We start from the raw sequence: 18,234 nt of genomic DNA on the forward strand, positions 1-18,234 counted from the left end.
GCGGCATGGGTTGGCAGGACTCAGGGGGCTCCGCCGCCTGCGGCCAGCAGCCGATGATCAGGAGGATTCCGCAGGTCACGGGGGGGCGAGCCATCGCTCGGCCCCTGTCACGAGCCGGCACCGGCAAGGAGCGAGAGATACCAGGTGACCAGTGCGGCGCACACCACTGCGGGGACGAGTTTCGGCAACCTGTCTCCCTTGCGTACGTGAGTGGTCACGGCACCGGCGAGCAGTATCAGGAGCCCGACGCCGGCCACCCCTCCGAGCAGCGGTAGGACCGGGCAGAGGGCCACGCCGATGGCGCCTGCCAGCTCCAGTGCACCGATCACCCGGTAGGCCGTGATGGTGAAGCCGACGTGGGCGGCCAGCTCGGGCATCGGGCCGAGGGCCAGGATCTTGGCTGCGCCCAGCAGGGCGAAGATCAGCACGATCGGACAGGCCAGGGCGGCGGAGGGGCTCATGGGGCGTCCTTGACGGTGTGCGGGTGACGGGCCTGGCGGCGTTCGGCTCCCAGGCCGGCGAAGTAGGCGACGAGGTCCGGGTTGTCGACCGCCGAGGGGTTGAGGACCTGTTCGGCGGGGGCGCCCTGGAGGAGGCGCTTGACCGGGACTTCGAGTTTCTTGCCGGTCCTGGTGTGCGGGATGGCCGGCACGGCGAGGATCTCGTCGGGGACGTGGCGGGGGGAGGCGCCGGTGCGGATGGCGTCGCGGATCTTCTCGCGCAGGGCGTCGTCCAGCGTGACACCAGGCGCGGGAACGACGAAGAGGGGCATCCAGTAGCCGCCGTCGGGTTCCTCCGCGCCGATGACCAGGGCTTCGGTGACCTCGGGGAGGCGTTCGACGATGTCGTGGATGTCGGCGCTGCCCAGGCGCACGCCGTTGCGGTTGAGGGTGGCGTCGGAGCGGCCGTGGACGATCACCGATCCGTGGGAGGTGAGGGTGATCCAGTCGCCGTGCCGCCACACGTCCGGGTAGGCGCCGAAGTAGGTGTCGCGGTAGCGGCTGCCGTCGGCGTCGTTCCAGAAGTACAGCGGCATGGAGGGCATGGGGCGGGTGACGACCAGTTCGCCGACCTGATCGACGACCGCCCGTCCCGCGCTGTCGTACGCCGCGAGCGCCACGCCGAGGTTGGGGGCGGACAGCTCGCCCGCCCATACGGGGGTGGTGGGGGCGCTGCCGGCGAAGGCGGAGACGATGTCGGTGCCGCCGCTGGTGGAGGCCAGCTGAATGCCCGCGCCGACGTGGTCGCGGACCCAGGGGTAGGCGGAGGCGGGCAGGGTGGAGCCGGTGCTGCCGATGGCGCGGATGGCCGACAGGTCGTGCGCGGAGGGTTCGATGCCCAGTTTGGCCGTGGCCAGCAGGTACTGGGGGCTGGTGCCGAACACGGTGACTTTGTGGCGGGCCGCCAGCTCCCACAGGATGTCCGGGCGTGTCACCGGCGCGGGGCTGCCGTCGTAGGTGCAGGTGGTGGCGCCGGTCAGCAGGGTGGAAACGACCAGGTTCCACATCATCCAGTGGGTGGTGGTGTACCACAGCAGGCGGTCGCCGGGGCCGAGGTCGGAGTGCAGGCCGAGGGTCTTGAGGTGTTCGAGCAGGACGCCGCCGTGCCCGTGGACGATGCCTTTGGGCAGGCCGGTGGTGCCGGAGGAGAAGACGATCCACAGGGGGTGGTCGAACGGCACCGGGGTGATGGTGAGGTATTCGGTGCGGGTGGCGGCGTCGTCCCAGGGGACCGTCAGGTTGGTGTGCCGGGTCTCGGGCCAGGTGAGGCCCAGGTGGTCCACGAGCATCGTGGCCCTCAGGGTGGGCAGGGCGTCGGCCAGTTCGAGGGAGGCGGCGCGGCGGTCGTGTCGGGTGCCGTTGAAGAGGTAGCCGTCCGCGGTGATGAGAACCGTGGGCTCCAGCTGGGTGAAGCGGTCGGCGGCGGCCTTGGGGGCGTAGTCCTGGCCGCACACCGACCACACCGCGCCCAGGCTGGCCGTGGCGAGGAAGGCGATGACGGCGTGGGGGGTGTTGGGCAGGTAGCCGACTACCCTGTCGCCCTGTCCGACGCCCAGGCCGCGCAGGGTGGCCGCAACGGAGGCGACCTGGGCGCGCAGCTGCCGGCCCGTGATCTCGTAGTCGGCTCCTGTCTCGTCCAGGGCGGTGATCGCGGGTGCGTCCAGGTGCAGGTTGCGCAGCGCGTGGTGGGCGTAGTTGAGGGTGGCGCCGGGAAACCAGCGGGCGCCGGGCATGGTCTCCTCGGCCAGCACCCGCTGGTACGGAGTGGCGGCGTCGATGTCGAAGTACTGCCACACCGCCGCCCAGAACCCCTCCAGGTCGGTGACGGACCAGTGGTGCAGGGCCCGGTAGTCGGTCGGGTCCTGGATCGTTTCGGCGCCCTGGTGCCGGGCGGCCCAGCGGGCGAAGTCCGCGATGCGGCTGCCGGCGGCAGTCTTCGGGTCGGGCGGCAGGAACGGTTCCGGACGCGGCGTGGGATGCGGGGTGGTCATGGCGTGGTGCTCCTGGTCAGGTGACGGGCCGGGCGTCGGCGGTACGGCGGGCCGTGTGGAGCAGGGAGGCCCAGATGGTGGGGTCCGGGAAGTGGCCGGCCCCGGCGGGGACGATGTCCATCACGACACGGTCGGGGCGCAGCAGGACGGCGTCCGCCCGGCCGCGTGCCAGCCAGGCGGCCAGTGTGCCGTCGTCGTCCAGGTCATCGACGTGGATCGTGGCTGCGTCGAGTGCCGTGGTCACGGCCGTCATGTGCGGGGTGGGCGGCACAGCGGTCAGGAGGGCGAAGGAGTCTCCGAGGACGTCGTCCAGGCGCGTCCGTCTGCCGTCGACGATCACCCAGGGCTGCGGGCAGAAGGTGCCGGTCAGCCCGCGTCCGATGAGCCCGGGACGGCGCGGTACCAGTGGGCCGGCGGTCAGCGCGGGGCTGAGGTCGCGGCTCACCGCCGTGGTCACGCCGGGGACGCGGCATGCCGCGCCGACGACGGCCCGGCGGAGTGCCGCGCCACGGTCCTGTCCACCCGTCATGGCCCAGCCGATGGCCACCGCGAGCCGGATCACGTAGCGGGCGTGCGGTTTGCGCTCGCGCTCGTAGGTGTCCAGAAGCCTGTCGTCCGCGCCCTGTCGGAGAACGCGGGCAAGCTTCCAGGTGAGGTTGCGGGCGTCGCGCAGACCAGCGCACAGACCCTGCCCGATGAAGGGCGGGGTGAGGTGGGCCGCGTCGCCCAGCAGGAAGACGCGTCCCTGGCGCCACCGGTCGGCGAGGCGGGCGCGGAAGGTGTACTGCGCCTGCCGGATCACCTCGAAGTCGTCGGCCCCCGCGACGCCGGACGGCACGTCCACCCAGGGGGCGACCAGCTCGCGCAGGCGTTCCCGCCCGTCCGGGCCGTCCAGGTGTACGTCGGCGGGCAGCCGGAACTCCCAGCGGTAGCGGTCCTCGCCGAGGCGCATGAAGGTGGCGGGCTGGGTGGGGCAGCAGATCTGGTCGACGCCCTCCCAGGTCCGCACCGGGCGGCTGGTGCGCACGTCGATGACCCGCCAGCTCTCCTCGAAGTGCAGGTCCTCCCATACGGCGCCGATGGCGTCGCGGGTGAGGCTGCCGGCGCCGTCGCAGCCGAGGACGGCGTCGGCCCAGACGTGCTCGTCCTCGTCGCTGCCGTCGCGGCGGAAGGTGACCCGGACCGGCGCCGTCCCGTCGGTGTCCTGGCTGACGGACACGACCTCCACCCCGCCCCACAGCTCAGACTCCGGGCGGCGCGCCAGAGCGTCGCGCAGCAGACGCTCCAGGTCCGGCTGATCGAACATGCTGGTCTGGGGGAAGCCGTGACGCCCGTGCAGGGATCGCGCGAATTCGGCGATCACCCGGTGCCGGGCGTCCAGCAGCCGCAGCCCGCGCGCCGGCCGGGCGAGGGCGGCGAACTCCTCATGGATGCCGACACTCTGCAGGATCCGGCGCACCTCGTCGTCCACGACGACAGCGCGTGGCAAGGGGTAGACGTCCCGGTGGCGTTCCAGGACGAGGCTGGGCACTCCGTGCCGGGCCAGCAGGAGCGCGGCCGTAACGCCCACGGGCCCCGCGCCGATGATCACCACCGGTCTCCGGGATGCGGTGCTCACGTCGCGTTCGCCACAGCGGTCCGCTGCTCGCCCAGGTCGATGTGCCCGTCGGGGGTGGCGATGGTGGCGGTGACGAGGTCACCGTTGCGCAGGTACAGGGGATTCTTGGCCTGGCCGTTGAAGAACGCCTTCCACTTCAAGGCGGGCGGCAGCAGAGCGGCGATCTTCTCGACCGGCTTGGGCGGGGCCTTCAGAGCGGTGCCGCCAGGTGTGCCGGTGAGCAGCAGGTCGCCCGGGTCGAGGGTCTGGAAGCGGGCGAGCAGGGTGAGTGCCTGCGCCGGTCGCACGATCATGTCGGCGAGTGTGCGGTCCTGGCGCGGTACGCCGTTGACGGACAGCCGCAGCCGCAGGTCGATCAGACGGGCGAAGTCCTCGGGCTCCAGCAGGGCCAGGTACGGCCCCGTCGGTGTGAAGGTCGGGTAGGACTTGCTCTCGTAGAACTGGGTCTTGGTCAGCTGGACGTCGCGGGCGCTGACGTCGTTGGTGAGGACGAGCCCGGCGACGTACGAAGGCAGGTCCCGCTCCTTCACAACAGTGCCCACGGGCAGCGGTGCGCCCATGACGAGGCCGAGTTCCACCTCGTAGTCGAGGAAGTTCACGTGCGCGGGGCGGACGATCGTCTCGTGCGGGCCGCTGATCGAGCCGGATGCCTTGCGGAAGAAAGTGGGCGGGATGTCGCCGGTGAAGCCCGAATCCTTGGCGTGGCTGCGGTAATTGACCATCTGGGCGACCACCCGGCAGGGGGTGGTGACCGGGGGCAGCGCCACCAGGTCGGCGACGGGCGTGCCGCTCTCGCCGGAGGCGGCGGCCTCGCGGACCGCGTCCCGGTCGGCGAGCAGTTCGGCGGTGGTGACCGCCTTGGTCTCGACGCGGACGGCGCGCTCGTCCCGGACGACCCACCAGCCGTCGGCGGTGCGCAGAACGTTGGTGCTCATGAGCTCATCGCTTTCATCAGGCCCAGCAGGCGTGCGGGGTCGAGTTCGTTGTCGTCGCGCAGGGCCGTCATGACCTCGCGCAGCTTGGCGGGAGAGGGGTTGGTCCCCAGGAAGTCGCGGGTGACCGGCGGGCCCCACTGGGCCAGGCCGCTCGCCGACATCGGTGCCCATCCGGGTTCGAGGTCGCAGGAGAACAGGTCGCCGTCGGCGAAGTGCTCCAGCATGAAGCGGTCGGGGTCGCGCCAGTAGTCGAAGAGCTGGCTGCCCTGGATGTGCCGGCCGATGCCCCAGCTGCGCTGGTAGCCGCGCTCGGCCAGGTACTCCCCGCCGGCGGCGATCGCGTCGAGGTCGGTGACCTGGTAGGCGGAGTGGACGTAGCCGGTACCGGGACCCAGGTGCAGGGCGAGGGTGTGGTGGTCCACGGGCAGGCTGCCCTGGTCGCAGCGGATGAACGCCATGGTCGGCCCGCGCCCGCGCTGCCCGTCCAGGAACAGGAAGTCGGACACGATCATCCCGAGGGTGTCCAGGTACCAGTCCAGGGTGCGGGCGAACGTCCGTGTCTCCAGCACCACATGGCCCAGGCGCTGGATGCGGGACGGCTCACGGGGCGGACGCTGGGTGGCGTTCGTACGGCGGGGTCGGGTGCCGGTGTTGAGGGGCAGCGGCGGCTGCTCGGGGAGCGCGGGCAGCGGTTCGGCGCAGTGCACCACCCGGACCGGGAGGCCCGAGGGATCAAACAGGGCGACCGACCGACCGCCGCCGGTGACGTCGATGTCCCGGACGGTGTGTCCGACGGCGGCGGCCAGCCGGTCCACATCGGCCCGTTCGGCCGCGCGAAACGCCGGCCCGAGGAAGCGGGAGGCGCGCCCACGCCGGATGACCATGCAGGGAGAGCCCGCGAACGTGCCACGCAGCCAGAGTTCGTGCGGAGTGCGGGCGGCGATCGCGAAGCCGAAGTCACGGGCGAACACCTCGGCCCGGTCCAGATCCGGCTTCTCGAACTCCAGCCAGGCCAGGTCCGCCACCCTGATCACGGGATTGCGGGCTCGTCCGGGATGCTCGCCACGCAGGGCGCCCTGCTCACTGTGGAGGTCTTGGTGGGGCGTCAGAGGACCGCCCTTGTTAACCGGGATGTGGGACATGGTGTCCTCCAAGCAACACTGCTGTAATGAGGAAATCATCAACTCTGCCGTTTCTCGTCGTCAATAGGCGTAGCGCAAATAATTGAGGATCTCATCAGTAATGGCAGAGTCATCGTGGCGGCGGTTACACTGAGCCGTATGCCGACGTCAGCCCCGCCCAAGAACCGCTTCGAGCGGCGCCGCGCCGAAACCCGTCAGGCCCTCGTCCGCGCGGCCCGGCAGATCCTCGCGGAGACCGGGGACACCAGCGCCAGCATCCAGGCCATCGCCGAGCGCGCCGATGTAGGTTTTGGATCCTTCTACAACCACTTCGAGTCCAAGACGGAGCTGTTCGACGCCGCGGTGACGGACGCCCTGGAGGAGTTCGGGCAGGTCATCGACACGCGAGTGGAAGGCGTCGACGACCCGGCCGAGCTGGTCGCGGCCGGCTTCCGGCTCACCGCCCGGATGGCCGACTCCCACCCGGAACTCATGCGGATCCTGCGCGACCGCGGCCTGTCCCACATCCACTCCGACACCGGCCTCTCCCCGCGCGCTCTGCGCGACCTGGAGATCGGCATCGCCTCGGGCCGCTTCACCTGCGGCAACGCGACCACCGCCCTGTCCGCCCTGGGCGGCACCCTGCTGTCCCTCGTGGCTCTCAGGCTGGACCGTCCGGACCTGGACGGCGATGAGGCCGCCTCTGACCTGGCCGAGATGGTCCTGCGCATGCTCGGCGTCCCGCCGGACGACGCCCATGAGGTCACCCGGCGCCCGCTGCCCGACCCCGCCTGACAACGTCCTGCACCTGGAGCGCAGCCGCCTGTGGTGCCACGCCGGCGGCTACGAGGAACGCAGTCGATGCAGCTTCACCCGTGGGGTCCGCCCACGGGCGCGCGGCGTTCTCCTCGGCGAGTGCCAGCACCAGTGCCTCCAGCGCCTGAGCGAGTACGGGTGCTGGAAGATGGTCCGCGAAGACGCCTTCGCGCTGACCACGTCGTAGGGTCGCGACGGCCTCTTCGCGGGCCGGTGCCACAGTGGCGCGGAACGCGTCCTCGCCCGGATGACGCCGCCCCAAGGCGATGAGCATGCGGTATTGATCGCCCACCGCCCATGCCGCCAGCACCATCCGCGTCATCGCCTCGATCGGGTCGGCATCCGTGGTACGGGCTGTGGCGAATGCCTGCCGGAGTTCATCGCCTGCTTCCTGAGTCAGGTCGGCGATCAGCGCATGTCGGCTGGGGAAGTGTCCGTAGAAGGTGCGCCGGGCGACGCCGGCCGCCTCAGCGATGCCGTCGAGACTCGCGGCGGGGTCCTCCTGCAGTTTCTGCCGGGCGGCCACGAGGATGCGTCTGCGGTTGGACTGAGCATCCCTGCGCTGCGGAGTACGGCCCAGGGCGTCGGTCGTCTGCATGGCTTCTGTCTCTTCACGGTTGCCGGAAAGCCGCGGGCGCCGGTGCTCCCTCACGCACCGGCGCCCGCTCACCCCTGCCCAGGGTGGCTTGATGTCCTGCTGACAGGCGTCAGGGGACGAGGATGAGGCGGATCGGGTCGCCGATCTTGTTCTCCAGACGGCTGACCGCGTCGGCCGCGTCCACCAGCGGGATGTGGTCCGTGATGGAGGGGGCCAGGTCGAGGCGACCTGCCGCGGTCAGCCGCACCAGCTCGGAGACCGACTCGGGGCTGCCGCCGTAGTGACCGCGGACCTGCTTGCACATGTAGTTGAAGGTCAGACCCTCGGTGATGGTGAGCGGCCTGGGGGTAATGCCCACCAGGATCAGGGAGCCGCCCAGGCCGAGCACGGCGGCGGCCTGCTCGCGGACGGCGGGTACGCCGGCGCAGTCGAAGGCGAAGTCCAGGCCCCGTCCTTCGGTGGCCGCGCGGACCTGGTCGGCGAAGTCGGGGGCGGCCGGGTCCAGGGCGTAGTCGGCGCCGAAGGCCAGGGCGCGCTCGCGGGCGCTGGGCAGCGGGTCGACGGCGATGATCGGGGCGGCGCCGACCAGGCGGGCGAGGCGTACGTTGTGGGCGCCGACTCCGCCCACGCCCCAGACGCCGACGGACTGGGCGGGACGGACGCCGGCGGTGGTGACGACGGCGGCGTAGGGCGTGGAGACCGCGTCGGGGATGATCGCGGCCTGGTCGAAGGGGAGGCTGTCGGGGATGGGGATGAGAGTGTCCTCGCGGGCGATCACGTACTCGGCCCAGCCGCCGTCATAGTCGATCCCGGCGGTGAGCATCTGGGTGCAGGGGCGGCGGCGCACGCAGCCGGCGCACTTACCGCAGGTCTTGCCGGCCTCCAGGGTGACGCGGGTGCCGACGGTCAGGCCGCGCTTGAGGTCGGGGCCGAGCGTGTGGACCACACCGGAGACCTCGTGGCCGACGGTGACCGTGTCGGAGGTCGCGAACAGCGGGACGAGGGAGCCGTCGAGCAGGTGGACGTCGGAGAGGCATACGCCGGCGGCCTTGACCTCGATGAGGACCTCGCCCGGACCCGGCACGGGGATCGGGACCTCTTCCACGGCGAACTTCTTGCTGTCCAGGTGGAAGCGGCCGGCGAGCATGGTGTCCATGGTGATCTGCTTTCCGTGAGCGGCACGGCCCGGTGGTTCGGGCCATGGGTGCCATGGGGTGTGTGAATGGCTGGTGGGGCCGGGAGGTGTGCGGGGGAAGCAGGACGTCCGCACGCCTCCCGGCGGCTGAGGGGGAGCGCGCCTTGACGGCGTGCGGCGGCGGTCAGGCGAAGACGTCCTGCTGGTAGCGCTCGTCGGCCTCGAGCTGGGCGAGCCACTGCTGGGCGGTCTCGTCGTCGCTGCCGGTCCGCTGGCAGTGGATGGCGGCGAGGGCCTCGCGGACGGCGGGGGCCATGCGGCGGCCGTCACCGCAGACGTAGATGTACGCGCCGTCCTCGATGGCCTGCCACACGGTGTCGGCGGCGTTGGCGATGGCGTTCTGCACGAACCGGGCCGGGTGGCCGGTCACCGCGGAGTAGGCGGTGTGGACCTGCGCGATCCCGGTCTGCTCCCAGTCCTGCATCTCCTGCTTGTAGAAGTAGTCGTGCTCCGGGTGGCGGCAGCCGACGAACACCTGAGACAGGCCCACCTGGGTGCCGTTCGCGTGCTGTGTCGCCCGCTCCTCCAGGAAGCCGCGCAGCGGTGCGATGCCGGTGCCGGGGCCGATGAGGATCAGCGGAGTGGCGGGGTCGGCGGGCGGGGCGAACGTCGGGGAGGGCACGCGGACGTAGCCGTACACGACGTCTCCGGGCTCGAGGCCGGCGATGTAGGAGGAGCAGGTGCCGCGGTACTGTCCGTCACCGGACATTGCCGGGCCCTCCAGCAGGCCGACGGTCAGGCGCACGTGGCGCGGGTTGGCCGACGGGGCGGAGGAGATGGAGTAGAAGCGCGGGCGGATCGGTCCCATCATCTCCAGGAACACCGCCAGCGGCAGCTCGATGGCCTCGAAGCGCTCCAGCAGGCCCAGCACCGAGATGCGCTTGCCGAGGATCTCCTTTTGGTAGTGCTCCTCGGCCTCCCGGGTGTCGGCCGTGTAAGCCTGGAGCTGCGGCCGGGTCCACGGGCACTGGGTGTACTCGGCGAGGGTCTGGATCTGGGAGCGGGTGGCGACGTCCTGCAGTTCCAGGAACTCGGTGAGCAGGATGCCGGCGGTGACCGGGGTGCCGACCGGCAGGTGGGTGCGGCCGCCGCCGGGCTGGTCGAGCCGGAGTACCTGGCCGTAGTCGACACCGAGTCGCCTCAGTGCGCGCTCGACCAGGGCGGCTTCGTTCTTGGCGAAGACGGCCAGGTGGTTGCCGGTGTCGTAGGTGACATTCTCGGGCAGCTCGACGGTGATGGACTTCGCGGACGGGCGCGGCGGCTCGATGGCGAAGTCCCACAGGCCGGTCGCGTCGGCCACGAGCTCCTCGTTGGCCACCACCGTGAGCGGGTATGCCTGCTCGGAGACGATGGCGGGGCGCACGTCGGACTCGGTGAGCAGCTGGACCTGGTAGCGGGGGCCGCTCGCCTGGGAGGTGTCGGCGGCGTACTCCTCGGCCAGGGTGGCCCACAGGATGTCCATCCACCGCGTGGCCATGCCGTCGAAGTCACCGGCGGCGTCCGCGATACCGCGCTCGACGACCGGGGTGGCGCCGGCCGCCAGCAGACCTTCCTCGATCCGCTTGGGGAATGCCTGGTAGGTGGCCACCCACTGGGTGTTGCCGGCGCCCAGCAGCGCGAACCGCACGTTCGCCAGTGAACCCTGGGGCAGCCCGGTGGCGAGCAGGTCGTCGAAGCGCTGGGCGTTGTCGGGAGCCTTGCCGTTGTAGCTGGCCGCCACGACGACGAGCAGGCCCTCGGTGGGCAGGTTGTCACCCAGTTCGTCCAGGCTCATCAGCGTGGTGCCGAAGCCGGAGCGCTCACCGCGGTCGGCGATGGTGCGGGCCAGGTCCTCGCACGAGCCGAGGCTGGAGCCGTAGGCCACGGTCAGGTTCACCCCGACACCGCTGACCGCTGCCTGCGACTGCGTGTCGCCGGTCCGCAGGTCGGCGGCGCCGAAGACGGTCCGCTGGTGCTCCTGACGCCTGCGGACGACCAGCTGGAAGTCGCCGGGCTTGCGCGTCAGCGCCTCGCGGACGTCCATCTTGTAGTCAGTGGTGTCGGAGAACCTGAACTTCTGCAGTACCAGTGCGAGGGCCAGGCGGGCCTCGGTGAGCGCGAACTGGCGGCCGATGCACGCACGCACACCGTTGCCGAACGGCTTGTAGGCGTGCGGGTGCTGCTCGGCGCGGTTCTCCGGCAGCCACCGGTCGATGTCGAACTCCTCCGGGCGGTCCCACGCCTTGGGGTGGGAGTGCAGTGCGCCCATGAGGATGTTGGCCCTGGTTCCCTTCTTCAGCTCGTACCGGTCGCCGATGACGGTGTCGTCGATGGGTGCCTTGGCGATCAGCGGGATGGGCGCCCACAGGCGCAGGGTCTCCTCCAGGATCCGCGGGATGACGTCGAGCTGCATGATGGTGTCGTAGTCCGGGACCGTGTCACCGGGTAGCAGGCGGTCCACCTCGGCGTACGCCTGCGCCAGGACGTGCGGGTTGCGCATCAGCGAGTACGTGGCGAACGACAGCAGGCCACTGGTCGTCTCGTGACCGGCGATCAGGAAGGTCACCACCTGGTCGCGGACGTTCTCGTCCGCGAGCAGCTCGCCGGTCTCCGGGTCGGTGGCCTCCAGCATCAGGCCCAGCAGGTCCTCCTCGCCGGTGCCCTTCCCCTCGCGGCGCTCCTTGATCACGCTCTCGACCAGGTCGCGCATCAGCTGGATGTTCTCGCGGTACTTCCTGTCGTCCGCCTTGCGGAGCCTGGTCATCATCGGCAGTTCCTGGGAGCGCCGCATCGACTCGATCAGCGCCTCCAGCAGCGAGTTGAGGAAGGGGTGCAGCTCCTCCTTGTCGAAGGACTGGAAGCGGTAGCCGAACCCGGACAGGGCGATGGTGTCCAGGGTGAGCCGGGTGTAGTCGTCGGTGATGGCGACCGGCTGACCCTCCCGGCTCTCCCACTTGCCGACGAGGTTCTGGGCGATCTCCAGCATCTGCCCGTAGTAGGTCTTCATGGCCCGCTGGCTGAAGGCCGGCAGCAGGATCCGGTGGGCCATGGCCCATTCCTCTTCGTGCTGGTGGGCTGTGAACAGGCCCGCCCCCGTGTAGTCCCGCACATGGCTCAGCGGCGTCTTCTCGATCTGCTTGAAGAACCGCGTCTCGTCGCACACCTCGGCCACCAGGTCCGGGTCGTAGACGAAGACCTGCTCGATGCCGGCGATGTCCATGCCGTAGATGCCCTCGGGGAACTGCTTGGACAGCTCGTTGAAGTACTCCACGGGGTTGGTGTCGGGGATCTGCGGCGTGTAGCCGAGCAGGGGGATCCCGCGCGGGGACCGGATGGGGCGAAGGCCGTTCGCGGAGTGCGTGGTCATGTCTTGCTCCTCTGCGCAGAGGGGGTGGAGGGGGGTGGGCAAGGGCGCGCTGTGCGGGTCGATGCTGTGGCGCCGTACAGAAACATACACTGTATGGAATTAGTACCGTACGAGGTATGGAAACCGGGCGCAACCCCGGCGTGCAGGCCAGTGCTGTGATTCAGGTCATTTCCATACGACGTACGGAACTGATATCGTACGCAGTATGGAAAAGAAGGTGAGGCGTCCCCCGCGGGGAACGAGGAAGAGGGACGTGCCTCTGACCGAGGCCGGGATCTATGCCGCCGCCCTGCGGCTGATCGACGCGGACGGTGTCGAGGCGCTCACCATGCGCAAACTCGCCACCGAGCTCGACGCGAACCCGATGTCGCTGTACCACCACGTGCCGAACAAGGAAGCGGTGCTGCGTGGCGTGACACGAATGGTCGGCGCCCAGTTCCGGACCGTGACGCTTGAGGACGCGCCTTGGCAGGAGCGCATCCGCCTGCTCGCGACGGACTTCCGTACGCTGGCGCACCGTCACCCCGAGCTGCTGGCCTACTCGTTCAGCCACCAGCCGGACTTCATTCAGCCCGACGACCCGTTCTGGACCACGCTCACCGCGATCGTGGAGGCTGCCGGGGTTCCGCAGTCAGATGTCTCGGAGATCGCGGCGCTGATAGTCGCCGTCGTCATCGGCGTCCTCGCCGCCGAACTCAACGGCTCGCTCCACCAGTGGTCGACCCTCAAGCCCCCCGGCTTTGGCGACGGTGAAGACGGTGACGGGGAGGCTGACCCCGATTCTGCGGACACAGCTCCTGAAGGCCCTGACCAGGACCACATGTTCCGCCTCGTGATGGACACGCTCATCACGGGCCTGGAAAGCCGGCTCACCGGCGATCGTGACGGCCCGGACGCCGGTGTTTGAGCCACACCTTCTGAGATGCGCGAGGTGTATCGGGAGACCGCCTCTTGGAGCTGCGTGCGGGGCGCGGGCTGCTGGTGATCGCGCTCGCACTGATCGTGGTCATCACCGTGACGGACCTCGGCATAGGCACCAGTGTTCATCTGGGCCCGTTGCTGCTCATCGCGCCGACACTGACTGCCTCCTTCGCCGGTCCGCGGCTGACCGCTCTGGTCGGGGCTCTGGCACAGGCAGCCCTGGTGATCATCTCGGTCTTCCAGGGCGGTCTGACCACGACGAATCACGTGGCGCAGCTCATCGCCCTGGCGGTGCTGTCGGCTCTGGTGGTCTTCATCACCTACGTGCGGGAGCCGCGTGCCCGGGAGCTGAGCCGGGTGCGGTCGGTGGCCGAGACGGCACAGCGGATGCTGCTGCGGCCTCCACCCCGACGGATCGGACCCTGGAGGGTGGCCTGGCTGTATCTGGCCGCCGAGGACGAGGCCCAGATCGGGGGAGACCTGTTGGCGGTCGCCCGCGCTGATCACCCCTGCACCCGGGTGCTCATCGGCGACGTGCGGGGCCATGGGCTGGCCTCCATCGGCGAGGCATCAGTGGTGATGGGCGCGTTCCGTGAGGGCGCTCAAACGGCCGCACCGACCCGTTCACCTTGGAACCGGGCGACATGCTGCTGCTCTACACCAACGGCGTGATCGAAGCCCGCTCACCGACCGGAGCCTTCTAGCCGCGCGCCGAACGGGGTCGCCTCCTTCCCCGCCTCAAGCCCCGACGCTCTGCTGCACCGCCTTCACCGCGACCTGCTCGAACACACCGGTGAGCAGCTCACCGACGACGCCGCGTTCCTGATCATCGAACGCACCCCCTCGCGCCATCTGCACCGGCCGCACCTCATGTCCCATGCCGGCGGATCTCTCCCGTCCACGACCGGCTGACCGTAACCGCCGTCCCCGCCGGGTGGCGCAGTCACGGGGAGCGCGAGCGTGGGCGAACCTGTCGTCCGGTCCCCTGAGCACGTTCTGCGGATTCGTCACCCTGCGAGCCGCATTTCGTCGGTTGTCGATGAGCGAACCGCCGTTGCGCGGTGCGCTGCGGCTGGATGGGCACCGGATCTCCTCGCCATCGTGATCGCCGTCCGTCGAGCCGTTCACCGTGCCCGAGAGCACTCTGGCTGTAGTGACCACATCCCGCGTGGCCGCCGCTCGGCTGACGGACCGACCGCCACCGCCGGCCTCGCCGACTGCGTCCAGGGACCCTGCCGACTGGTGCGCGCCTTGGCCGAGTGACGCGCGTCGGATGCCGGCGCTTTCGGCCGCGTCACTCGTCGCAGGACGGCCGTCAGCGCAAGGGCGAGTCCACGGTGGGCGTCAGCAGGATCTCGTCGAGGCCGACGATCTGGCCGATGTCGAAACCCTCCATGTCCGCGCGGAATTCAGGACTCGACAGGTACGCCTCCAGCCGCTCCCGCACGGCGTCGGCATCCCTGTAGGAAACGAGGGCGTAGAGCCGGGGGGTCTCGTTTCCGGGTGCTGCGGGCACCGTCCAGACGCCGTGGGTGGTGATCCGGTGCTTGGCCATACCGGGAATGTGCTGGGCCCAGATCTTCTCGTAGGCGGAGAGCGCGTCGGGGCTGCGCAGGGTGTAGACACGGAGCTGGTACTGGGGCATGACGCTGGTTCCTTTGCTTTGGAGATTGGATGGTCGGCGGTCAGCCGTGGGGGAGCAGGTGTGCCAGTTCGGCATCCCAGTCGATGTGTCCGGACTCGGTCCCCCGTGGCACCAGAGCCTCCGTGTCCTGAAGGAAGGCCGTGAGGTCCCGCACGGGGACCTCGAGCAAGGCGGTGCCGGCGGAGGACCCGAGGGCCATGTACATCGACTGGTCGCCCCGCCCCGCGGCCGACCAGATCCGGACGTCCGCGTGGCCTGCGGAGCCCTTCAGGCCATCAGTCAGGAGATCCCGCCCCAGAATCCATTCGACCGGCTCGTGACAGTCGACGAAGAAGCCGGCACGGACGACGTAGGGATCAGTGGGCTCGTACCGCAGACGTGCGCAGAGGGGCAATGAGTAGGCGTGCGAGACGACCAGCTCCACGGCCATCCGCCGCTCTACGGCCTTCAAGGACTTCTTCATGATGGACTTTCCGCTCCTGGGTGTGGTTCGGCGGCGCCTCACGCCGGCCTGTGGTGAAGGCGCAGCGGGGGCGGAGGCGGCGGTACAGCAGGCCGCGGGCGCCGGACGGCACCGGTGCACCGCACGATGAGTGGCGCGGGGCGGCACTCACTCGGCAGGCGGGCGAGGCGCCGGCCCACGGGACACCGGGCGTCTCCGTGCCGCCGGCAGGGACCGGGCCGAGGGCACGGCCCGATCCCACGGCCTCGGCCGGTACCCGTCTCACCGGTCGTCGCGGCTCAAGTCGTGGTGGTCCCAGCCCCGGCCGTCGTGCTCGTGGCGGTACCCGTCGTGAAGGTACGACCTGTCCGACTTCCAGCCGCCGTGTCCCTCGCCCTCCCAGCGGTAGAAGTGACCATCACGGTAGAAGAGACCGTCGCAGTCGTGCCGGGTCGAGTCGGTGCCGTTGTGGTCCTGGTGCCAGCCGCGGACCTCGTCGCAGGAGTAGCCCCGCTCGAGCAGGTAGCCGACACCGTGGTCCCAGCTGTAATCAGCGGCCACGCCCCCTACGGTCGGGCGCTGGGCGTGCGTGGACGCAAGGGACGCGGCCGATGCGGCGCCCCCGGCACCGAGGACGGCGACACCGGCGACCGCGACGGAGGAGACAGTGAGGGCGATGCGCTTCGTGAGCTTCTTCATGATCATTCCTTCCCGCGGGCGTGATAGGCCACAACGGCTGTTCCGTCAGGCGATGTGCGGCGCCTGAGATGGTCCGAACGAGCACTTCCATACACTGTATGGAATCTCCTGGTTCATTGGTACCATACGATGTATGGAAATGTCGATGTGGTGAGGACCACCACGTGCGACCGATAAGGTTTCTGGTGATCGCCGACGGCCTCACCGCTCGGATCTGGGCGGGAAAGTCGTCCGCACTGAAGCCCGTGCCCGACCCGCTCGGGCAACTGCGGGTGCGGGTGACCCCTCACGTGTACGACCGCAGCGACCAGGGACTGCCGATGCGTGAGTTGACTTGCACCGGGCGACGGCCCACACCGGCTTCTTCGTAAGCAGCTGACAGAAGGCGGCCGTGCTCCGGCCGCTGCCCGCACTGCATCTGCCCTGTCGCCGCTTGTTCTGCAGCAGCGGCGGGTTTGCGATCGCCGGAAGGCGGGACGACCATTCTTTTAGGGCTGTATCGACCAGGGCGCACCCTGATGCCGACGTCGTTGATGTATCGCCCTCTGCGGGCTGTGCCGCGCACGGCCGAGCGAGCGCCACCGTCAAGGCTGCGGCGCAGCGAACATGACCGAACCTGTTCAGTCGACGGCCGTGGACGGGTGATGGGTGGGACGTGCAGCCCGGTCGACTGACGGGACGGTCGAGATCGCCGCATGGCTTCCTGACCGGGGCGATGGGTCGATGGTCGCTGTGGGGCGGGAGGCAGAACGGAAGGAGTCTGCCCATGCGGATCGTCGTGGACCTGAATCGCTGCCAGGGATACGCACAGTGCGTGTATCTGGCACACGAGGTCTTCAGATTGCACGGTCAGGAGGCGCTCACCTATGAGCCGAACCCCGATGACGAGCGGCGCCTGCAGGTCGAGCGAGCCGCTGCGGCCTGCCCGGTGCAGGCGATCATGATCGACCGCGTGGAGGGCGCGGATCGGGGCGCGACGTCATGACCTTGCGGGCAACGGTCGAAGAGCTGGTGCGCGAGTTCCGGGCCAACGGCCGGATCGTGATCGTGGGTGCCTCCCTGGCCGGGCTGCGGGCCGCGGAAACCCTGCGCGCGGAGGGCTTCACCGGTTCGCTGACCATCATCGGGGACGAGCCGTACGAGCCCTACGACCGTCCCCCGCTGTCCAAGCAGGTACTCAAGGGCTGGGTGCCGGCCGACCACACCAAGCTGCCCCGCATGCGAGAAGTGGATGCGGACTGGCGGCTCGGGGTGGCCGCCACCGGGCTGGACCGGGACACCAAGCAGGTGCGCCTGGCCGACGGGGAGCAGGTGCCGTACGACCGGTTGCTGATCGCCACGGGCACCCGCGCGCGACAGTGGCCGAACCCGAGCGAGGCCGCCCTGTACGGAGTCCACACGATCCGCTCGCGTGACGATGCCGCACAGTTGCAGAAGGCACTGGCCGAGTCGCCATCGCGGGTACTGGTCATCGGCGCCGGGTTCATCGGCTCGGAAGTGGCCTCCGTCTGCCGGGAGCTCGACATCCCGGTGACCGTCGTCGAGCGGGGTTCGGCGCCGCTGGTCGGCGCGCTCGGCGGGGTGATCGGGGAGATCGCCGCGCAGATGCAGCGTGAGCACGGCGTGGACCTGCGCTGCGGGCTGGGCGTGTCGTCACTGGAGGGCGACTCCGGAGGGCACGTGCGGCGTGCGCATCTGTCGGACGGAACCACCGTCGACGCCGACGTGGTGGTGGCCTCGTTGGGGTCGATCCGCAACGTGGAATGGCTGGAGGGATCCGGGCTGGCGGCCGGTTTCTGGGGCGTCGGGTGCGACGCGGGTGGTCGGGCCTTCGACATCAACGGCGTGGTCACCGACAGCATCTACGTGGCGGGGGACGTGGCGCGTGCGCCGCACGTGCTGTACGAGTACCAGTTCCTGGCGATGGAGCACTGGGACAACGCCGTTCTCGGCGCCGAGGTCGCGGCGCACAACATGGTGAACCTCGAGCCCAACTATCGCCCGCATCTGCTGCTGCCCGGCTTCTGGTCAGGTCAGTTCGGCGTGAACATCAAGTCCGTCGGGGTGCCGCCATTCGGTGACGAGATCGTCTTCACCCAAGGGTCGGTCGAGGAGCGCCGTTTCGCAGCCGCCTACGGGCATGGGGGCCGCATCGTCGCGGCTGTCACCTTCGATCACGGGAAGTGGCTGGAGTACTACGGGAAGCTGATCGAGCAATCCGGTCCGTTCCCGCCTCCGCCGCCGGGGTGGGACCAGCCGCCCGACATGAAGCCGGTGCCTGCCGAGTTCCCGGACCCGAGGGTCCCGACGGCGATCCCCGACGTCGTCCTGACCGGACACGCCCCGAGCGAGCGGACGGCCGAGTTCCGGCCGCGACGTCACTGACGCGACCACGGGGGCAAGCCTG

At 69.9% G+C, this 18,234-nt stretch carries 18 protein-coding genes; 6 read left to right on the forward strand and 12 right to left on the reverse strand.

Going from position 1 to position 18,234, the window contains the following annotated elements; translation table 11 throughout:
• Positions 1-107 precede the first annotated feature (107 nt).
• Genes AVL59_RS10580 through AVL59_RS10600 form a run of 5 tightly spaced genes read right to left on the reverse strand, consistent with a single transcriptional unit; the run spans position 108 to position 6,186 of the window.
• Entirely contained in the window at positions 108-461 is a 354-nt protein-coding gene (locus tag AVL59_RS10580; RefSeq protein ID WP_067301989.1) for a DoxX family protein, read from the reverse strand.
• A complete protein-coding gene (locus AVL59_RS10585) occupies positions 458-2,491 on the reverse strand; it encodes an acetoacetate--CoA ligase (RefSeq protein WP_067301992.1) in 2,034 nt (677 codons plus the stop codon). Before AVL59_RS10585 ends, AVL59_RS10580 begins: the two co-directional genes overlap by 4 nt.
• A 16-nt stretch (positions 2,492-2,507) precedes the next feature.
• Positions 2,508-4,109 carry a bifunctional 3-(3-hydroxy-phenyl)propionate/3-hydroxycinnamic acid hydroxylase MhpA gene (gene mhpA, locus AVL59_RS10590; protein ID WP_067301995.1) on the reverse strand — a complete coding sequence of 534 codons (1,602 nt, stop codon included), beginning with the start codon at positions 4,107-4,109 and terminating at the stop codon, positions 2,508-2,510.
• Complete coding sequence (locus AVL59_RS10595) at positions 4,106-5,044, reverse strand: fumarylacetoacetate hydrolase family protein (protein WP_067301996.1); 939 nt, start codon at positions 5,042-5,044, stop codon at positions 4,106-4,108. The genes mhpA and AVL59_RS10595 overlap by 4 nt, the downstream gene beginning before the upstream one ends.
• The gene (locus tag AVL59_RS10600; RefSeq protein ID WP_067317122.1) at positions 5,041-6,186 is read right to left on the reverse strand and encodes a VOC family protein; all 1,146 of its coding nucleotides are present in this window, start codon (positions 6,184-6,186) and stop codon (positions 5,041-5,043) included. Before AVL59_RS10600 ends, AVL59_RS10595 begins: the two co-directional genes overlap by 4 nt.
• A gap of 138 nt (positions 6,187-6,324) precedes the next feature.
• Between AVL59_RS10600 and AVL59_RS10605 the strand changes: the two genes are divergently transcribed.
• Positions 6,325-6,960, forward strand: a complete 636-nt coding sequence (locus tag AVL59_RS10605; RefSeq protein ID WP_067301998.1) for a TetR/AcrR family transcriptional regulator — start codon at positions 6,325-6,327, stop codon at positions 6,958-6,960.
• Here the strand turns inward: AVL59_RS10605 and AVL59_RS10610 are convergent.
• The 3 genes from AVL59_RS10610 to AVL59_RS10620 all read right to left on the reverse strand — a co-directional run bounded on the left by AVL59_RS10610 (position 6,929) and on the right by AVL59_RS10620 (position 12,120).
• On the reverse strand, positions 6,929-7,579 hold the full coding sequence (locus AVL59_RS10610; RefSeq protein ID WP_067302000.1) for a TetR/AcrR family transcriptional regulator: 651 nt from the start codon (positions 7,577-7,579) through the stop codon (positions 6,929-6,931). The genes AVL59_RS10605 and AVL59_RS10610 overlap by 32 nt on opposite strands.
• A gap of 109 nt (positions 7,580-7,688) precedes the next feature.
• Positions 7,689-8,735 carry a zinc-binding dehydrogenase gene (locus tag AVL59_RS10615; RefSeq protein WP_067302001.1) on the reverse strand — a complete coding sequence of 349 codons (1,047 nt, stop codon included), beginning with the start codon at positions 8,733-8,735 and terminating at the stop codon, positions 7,689-7,691.
• 163 nt (positions 8,736-8,898) lie between these two features.
• Complete coding sequence (locus tag AVL59_RS10620; protein ID WP_067302004.1) at positions 8,899-12,120, reverse strand: bifunctional cytochrome P450/NADPH--P450 reductase; 3,222 nt, start codon at positions 12,118-12,120, stop codon at positions 8,899-8,901.
• A 253-nt stretch (positions 12,121-12,373) separates the two neighbouring features.
• On the opposite strand from AVL59_RS10620, the gene AVL59_RS10625 reads away from it, so the two are divergent.
• From AVL59_RS10625 to AVL59_RS55970, 3 genes are read left to right on the forward strand one after another with little or no spacing between them, the layout of a single operon-like run.
• Complete coding sequence (locus AVL59_RS10625; protein WP_079146627.1) at positions 12,374-13,027, forward strand: TetR/AcrR family transcriptional regulator; 654 nt, start codon at positions 12,374-12,376, stop codon at positions 13,025-13,027.
• 44 nt (positions 13,028-13,071) lie between these two features.
• Positions 13,072-13,713 carry a hypothetical protein gene (locus AVL59_RS10630; RefSeq protein WP_308281802.1) on the forward strand — a complete coding sequence of 214 codons (642 nt, stop codon included), beginning with the start codon at positions 13,072-13,074 and terminating at the stop codon, positions 13,711-13,713.
• On the forward strand, positions 13,692-13,745 hold the full coding sequence (locus AVL59_RS55970) for a hypothetical protein (protein WP_335743776.1): 54 nt from the start codon (positions 13,692-13,694) through the stop codon (positions 13,743-13,745). The genes AVL59_RS10630 and AVL59_RS55970 overlap by 22 nt, the downstream gene beginning before the upstream one ends.
• A 34-nt stretch (positions 13,746-13,779) precedes the next feature.
• Here AVL59_RS55970 and AVL59_RS55975 read toward each other — a convergent pair whose 3' ends face one another.
• From AVL59_RS55975 to AVL59_RS10645, 4 genes are all read right to left on the reverse strand, one after another.
• Positions 13,780-13,920 carry a hypothetical protein gene (locus AVL59_RS55975; protein ID WP_308281801.1) on the reverse strand — a complete coding sequence of 47 codons (141 nt, stop codon included), beginning with the start codon at positions 13,918-13,920 and terminating at the stop codon, positions 13,780-13,782.
• 436 nt (positions 13,921-14,356) lie between these two features.
• Positions 14,357-14,686 (reverse strand): NIPSNAP family protein, encoded by a 330-nt coding sequence (locus tag AVL59_RS10635; protein ID WP_067302014.1) that lies wholly within the window; start codon positions 14,684-14,686, stop codon positions 14,357-14,359.
• Positions 14,687-14,726: 40 nt separating this feature from the next.
• Positions 14,727-15,149 (reverse strand): SsgA family sporulation/cell division regulator, encoded by a 423-nt coding sequence (locus tag AVL59_RS10640; protein ID WP_067302017.1) that lies wholly within the window; start codon positions 15,147-15,149, stop codon positions 14,727-14,729.
• A 261-nt stretch (positions 15,150-15,410) separates the two neighbouring features.
• Complete coding sequence (locus AVL59_RS10645; protein WP_067302020.1) at positions 15,411-15,827, reverse strand: hypothetical protein; 417 nt, start codon at positions 15,825-15,827, stop codon at positions 15,411-15,413.
• A gap of 766 nt (positions 15,828-16,593) precedes the next feature.
• Between AVL59_RS10645 and AVL59_RS10650 the strand changes: the two genes are divergently transcribed.
• Together AVL59_RS10650 and AVL59_RS10655 are read left to right on the forward strand one after the other, a co-directional pair.
• Positions 16,594-16,812, forward strand: a complete 219-nt coding sequence (locus tag AVL59_RS10650; protein WP_067302022.1) for a ferredoxin — start codon at positions 16,594-16,596, stop codon at positions 16,810-16,812.
• A complete protein-coding gene (locus AVL59_RS10655) occupies positions 16,809-18,212 on the forward strand; it encodes an NAD(P)/FAD-dependent oxidoreductase (protein ID WP_067302025.1) in 1,404 nt (467 codons plus the stop codon). Before AVL59_RS10650 ends, AVL59_RS10655 begins: the two co-directional genes overlap by 4 nt.
• Positions 18,213-18,234: the final 22 nt, after the last annotated feature.

It is taken from the genome of Streptomyces griseochromogenes, from assembly GCF_001542625.1.
GTDB classification, from domain to species: Bacteria; Actinomycetota; Actinomycetes; order Streptomycetales; family Streptomycetaceae; genus Streptomyces; species Streptomyces griseochromogenes.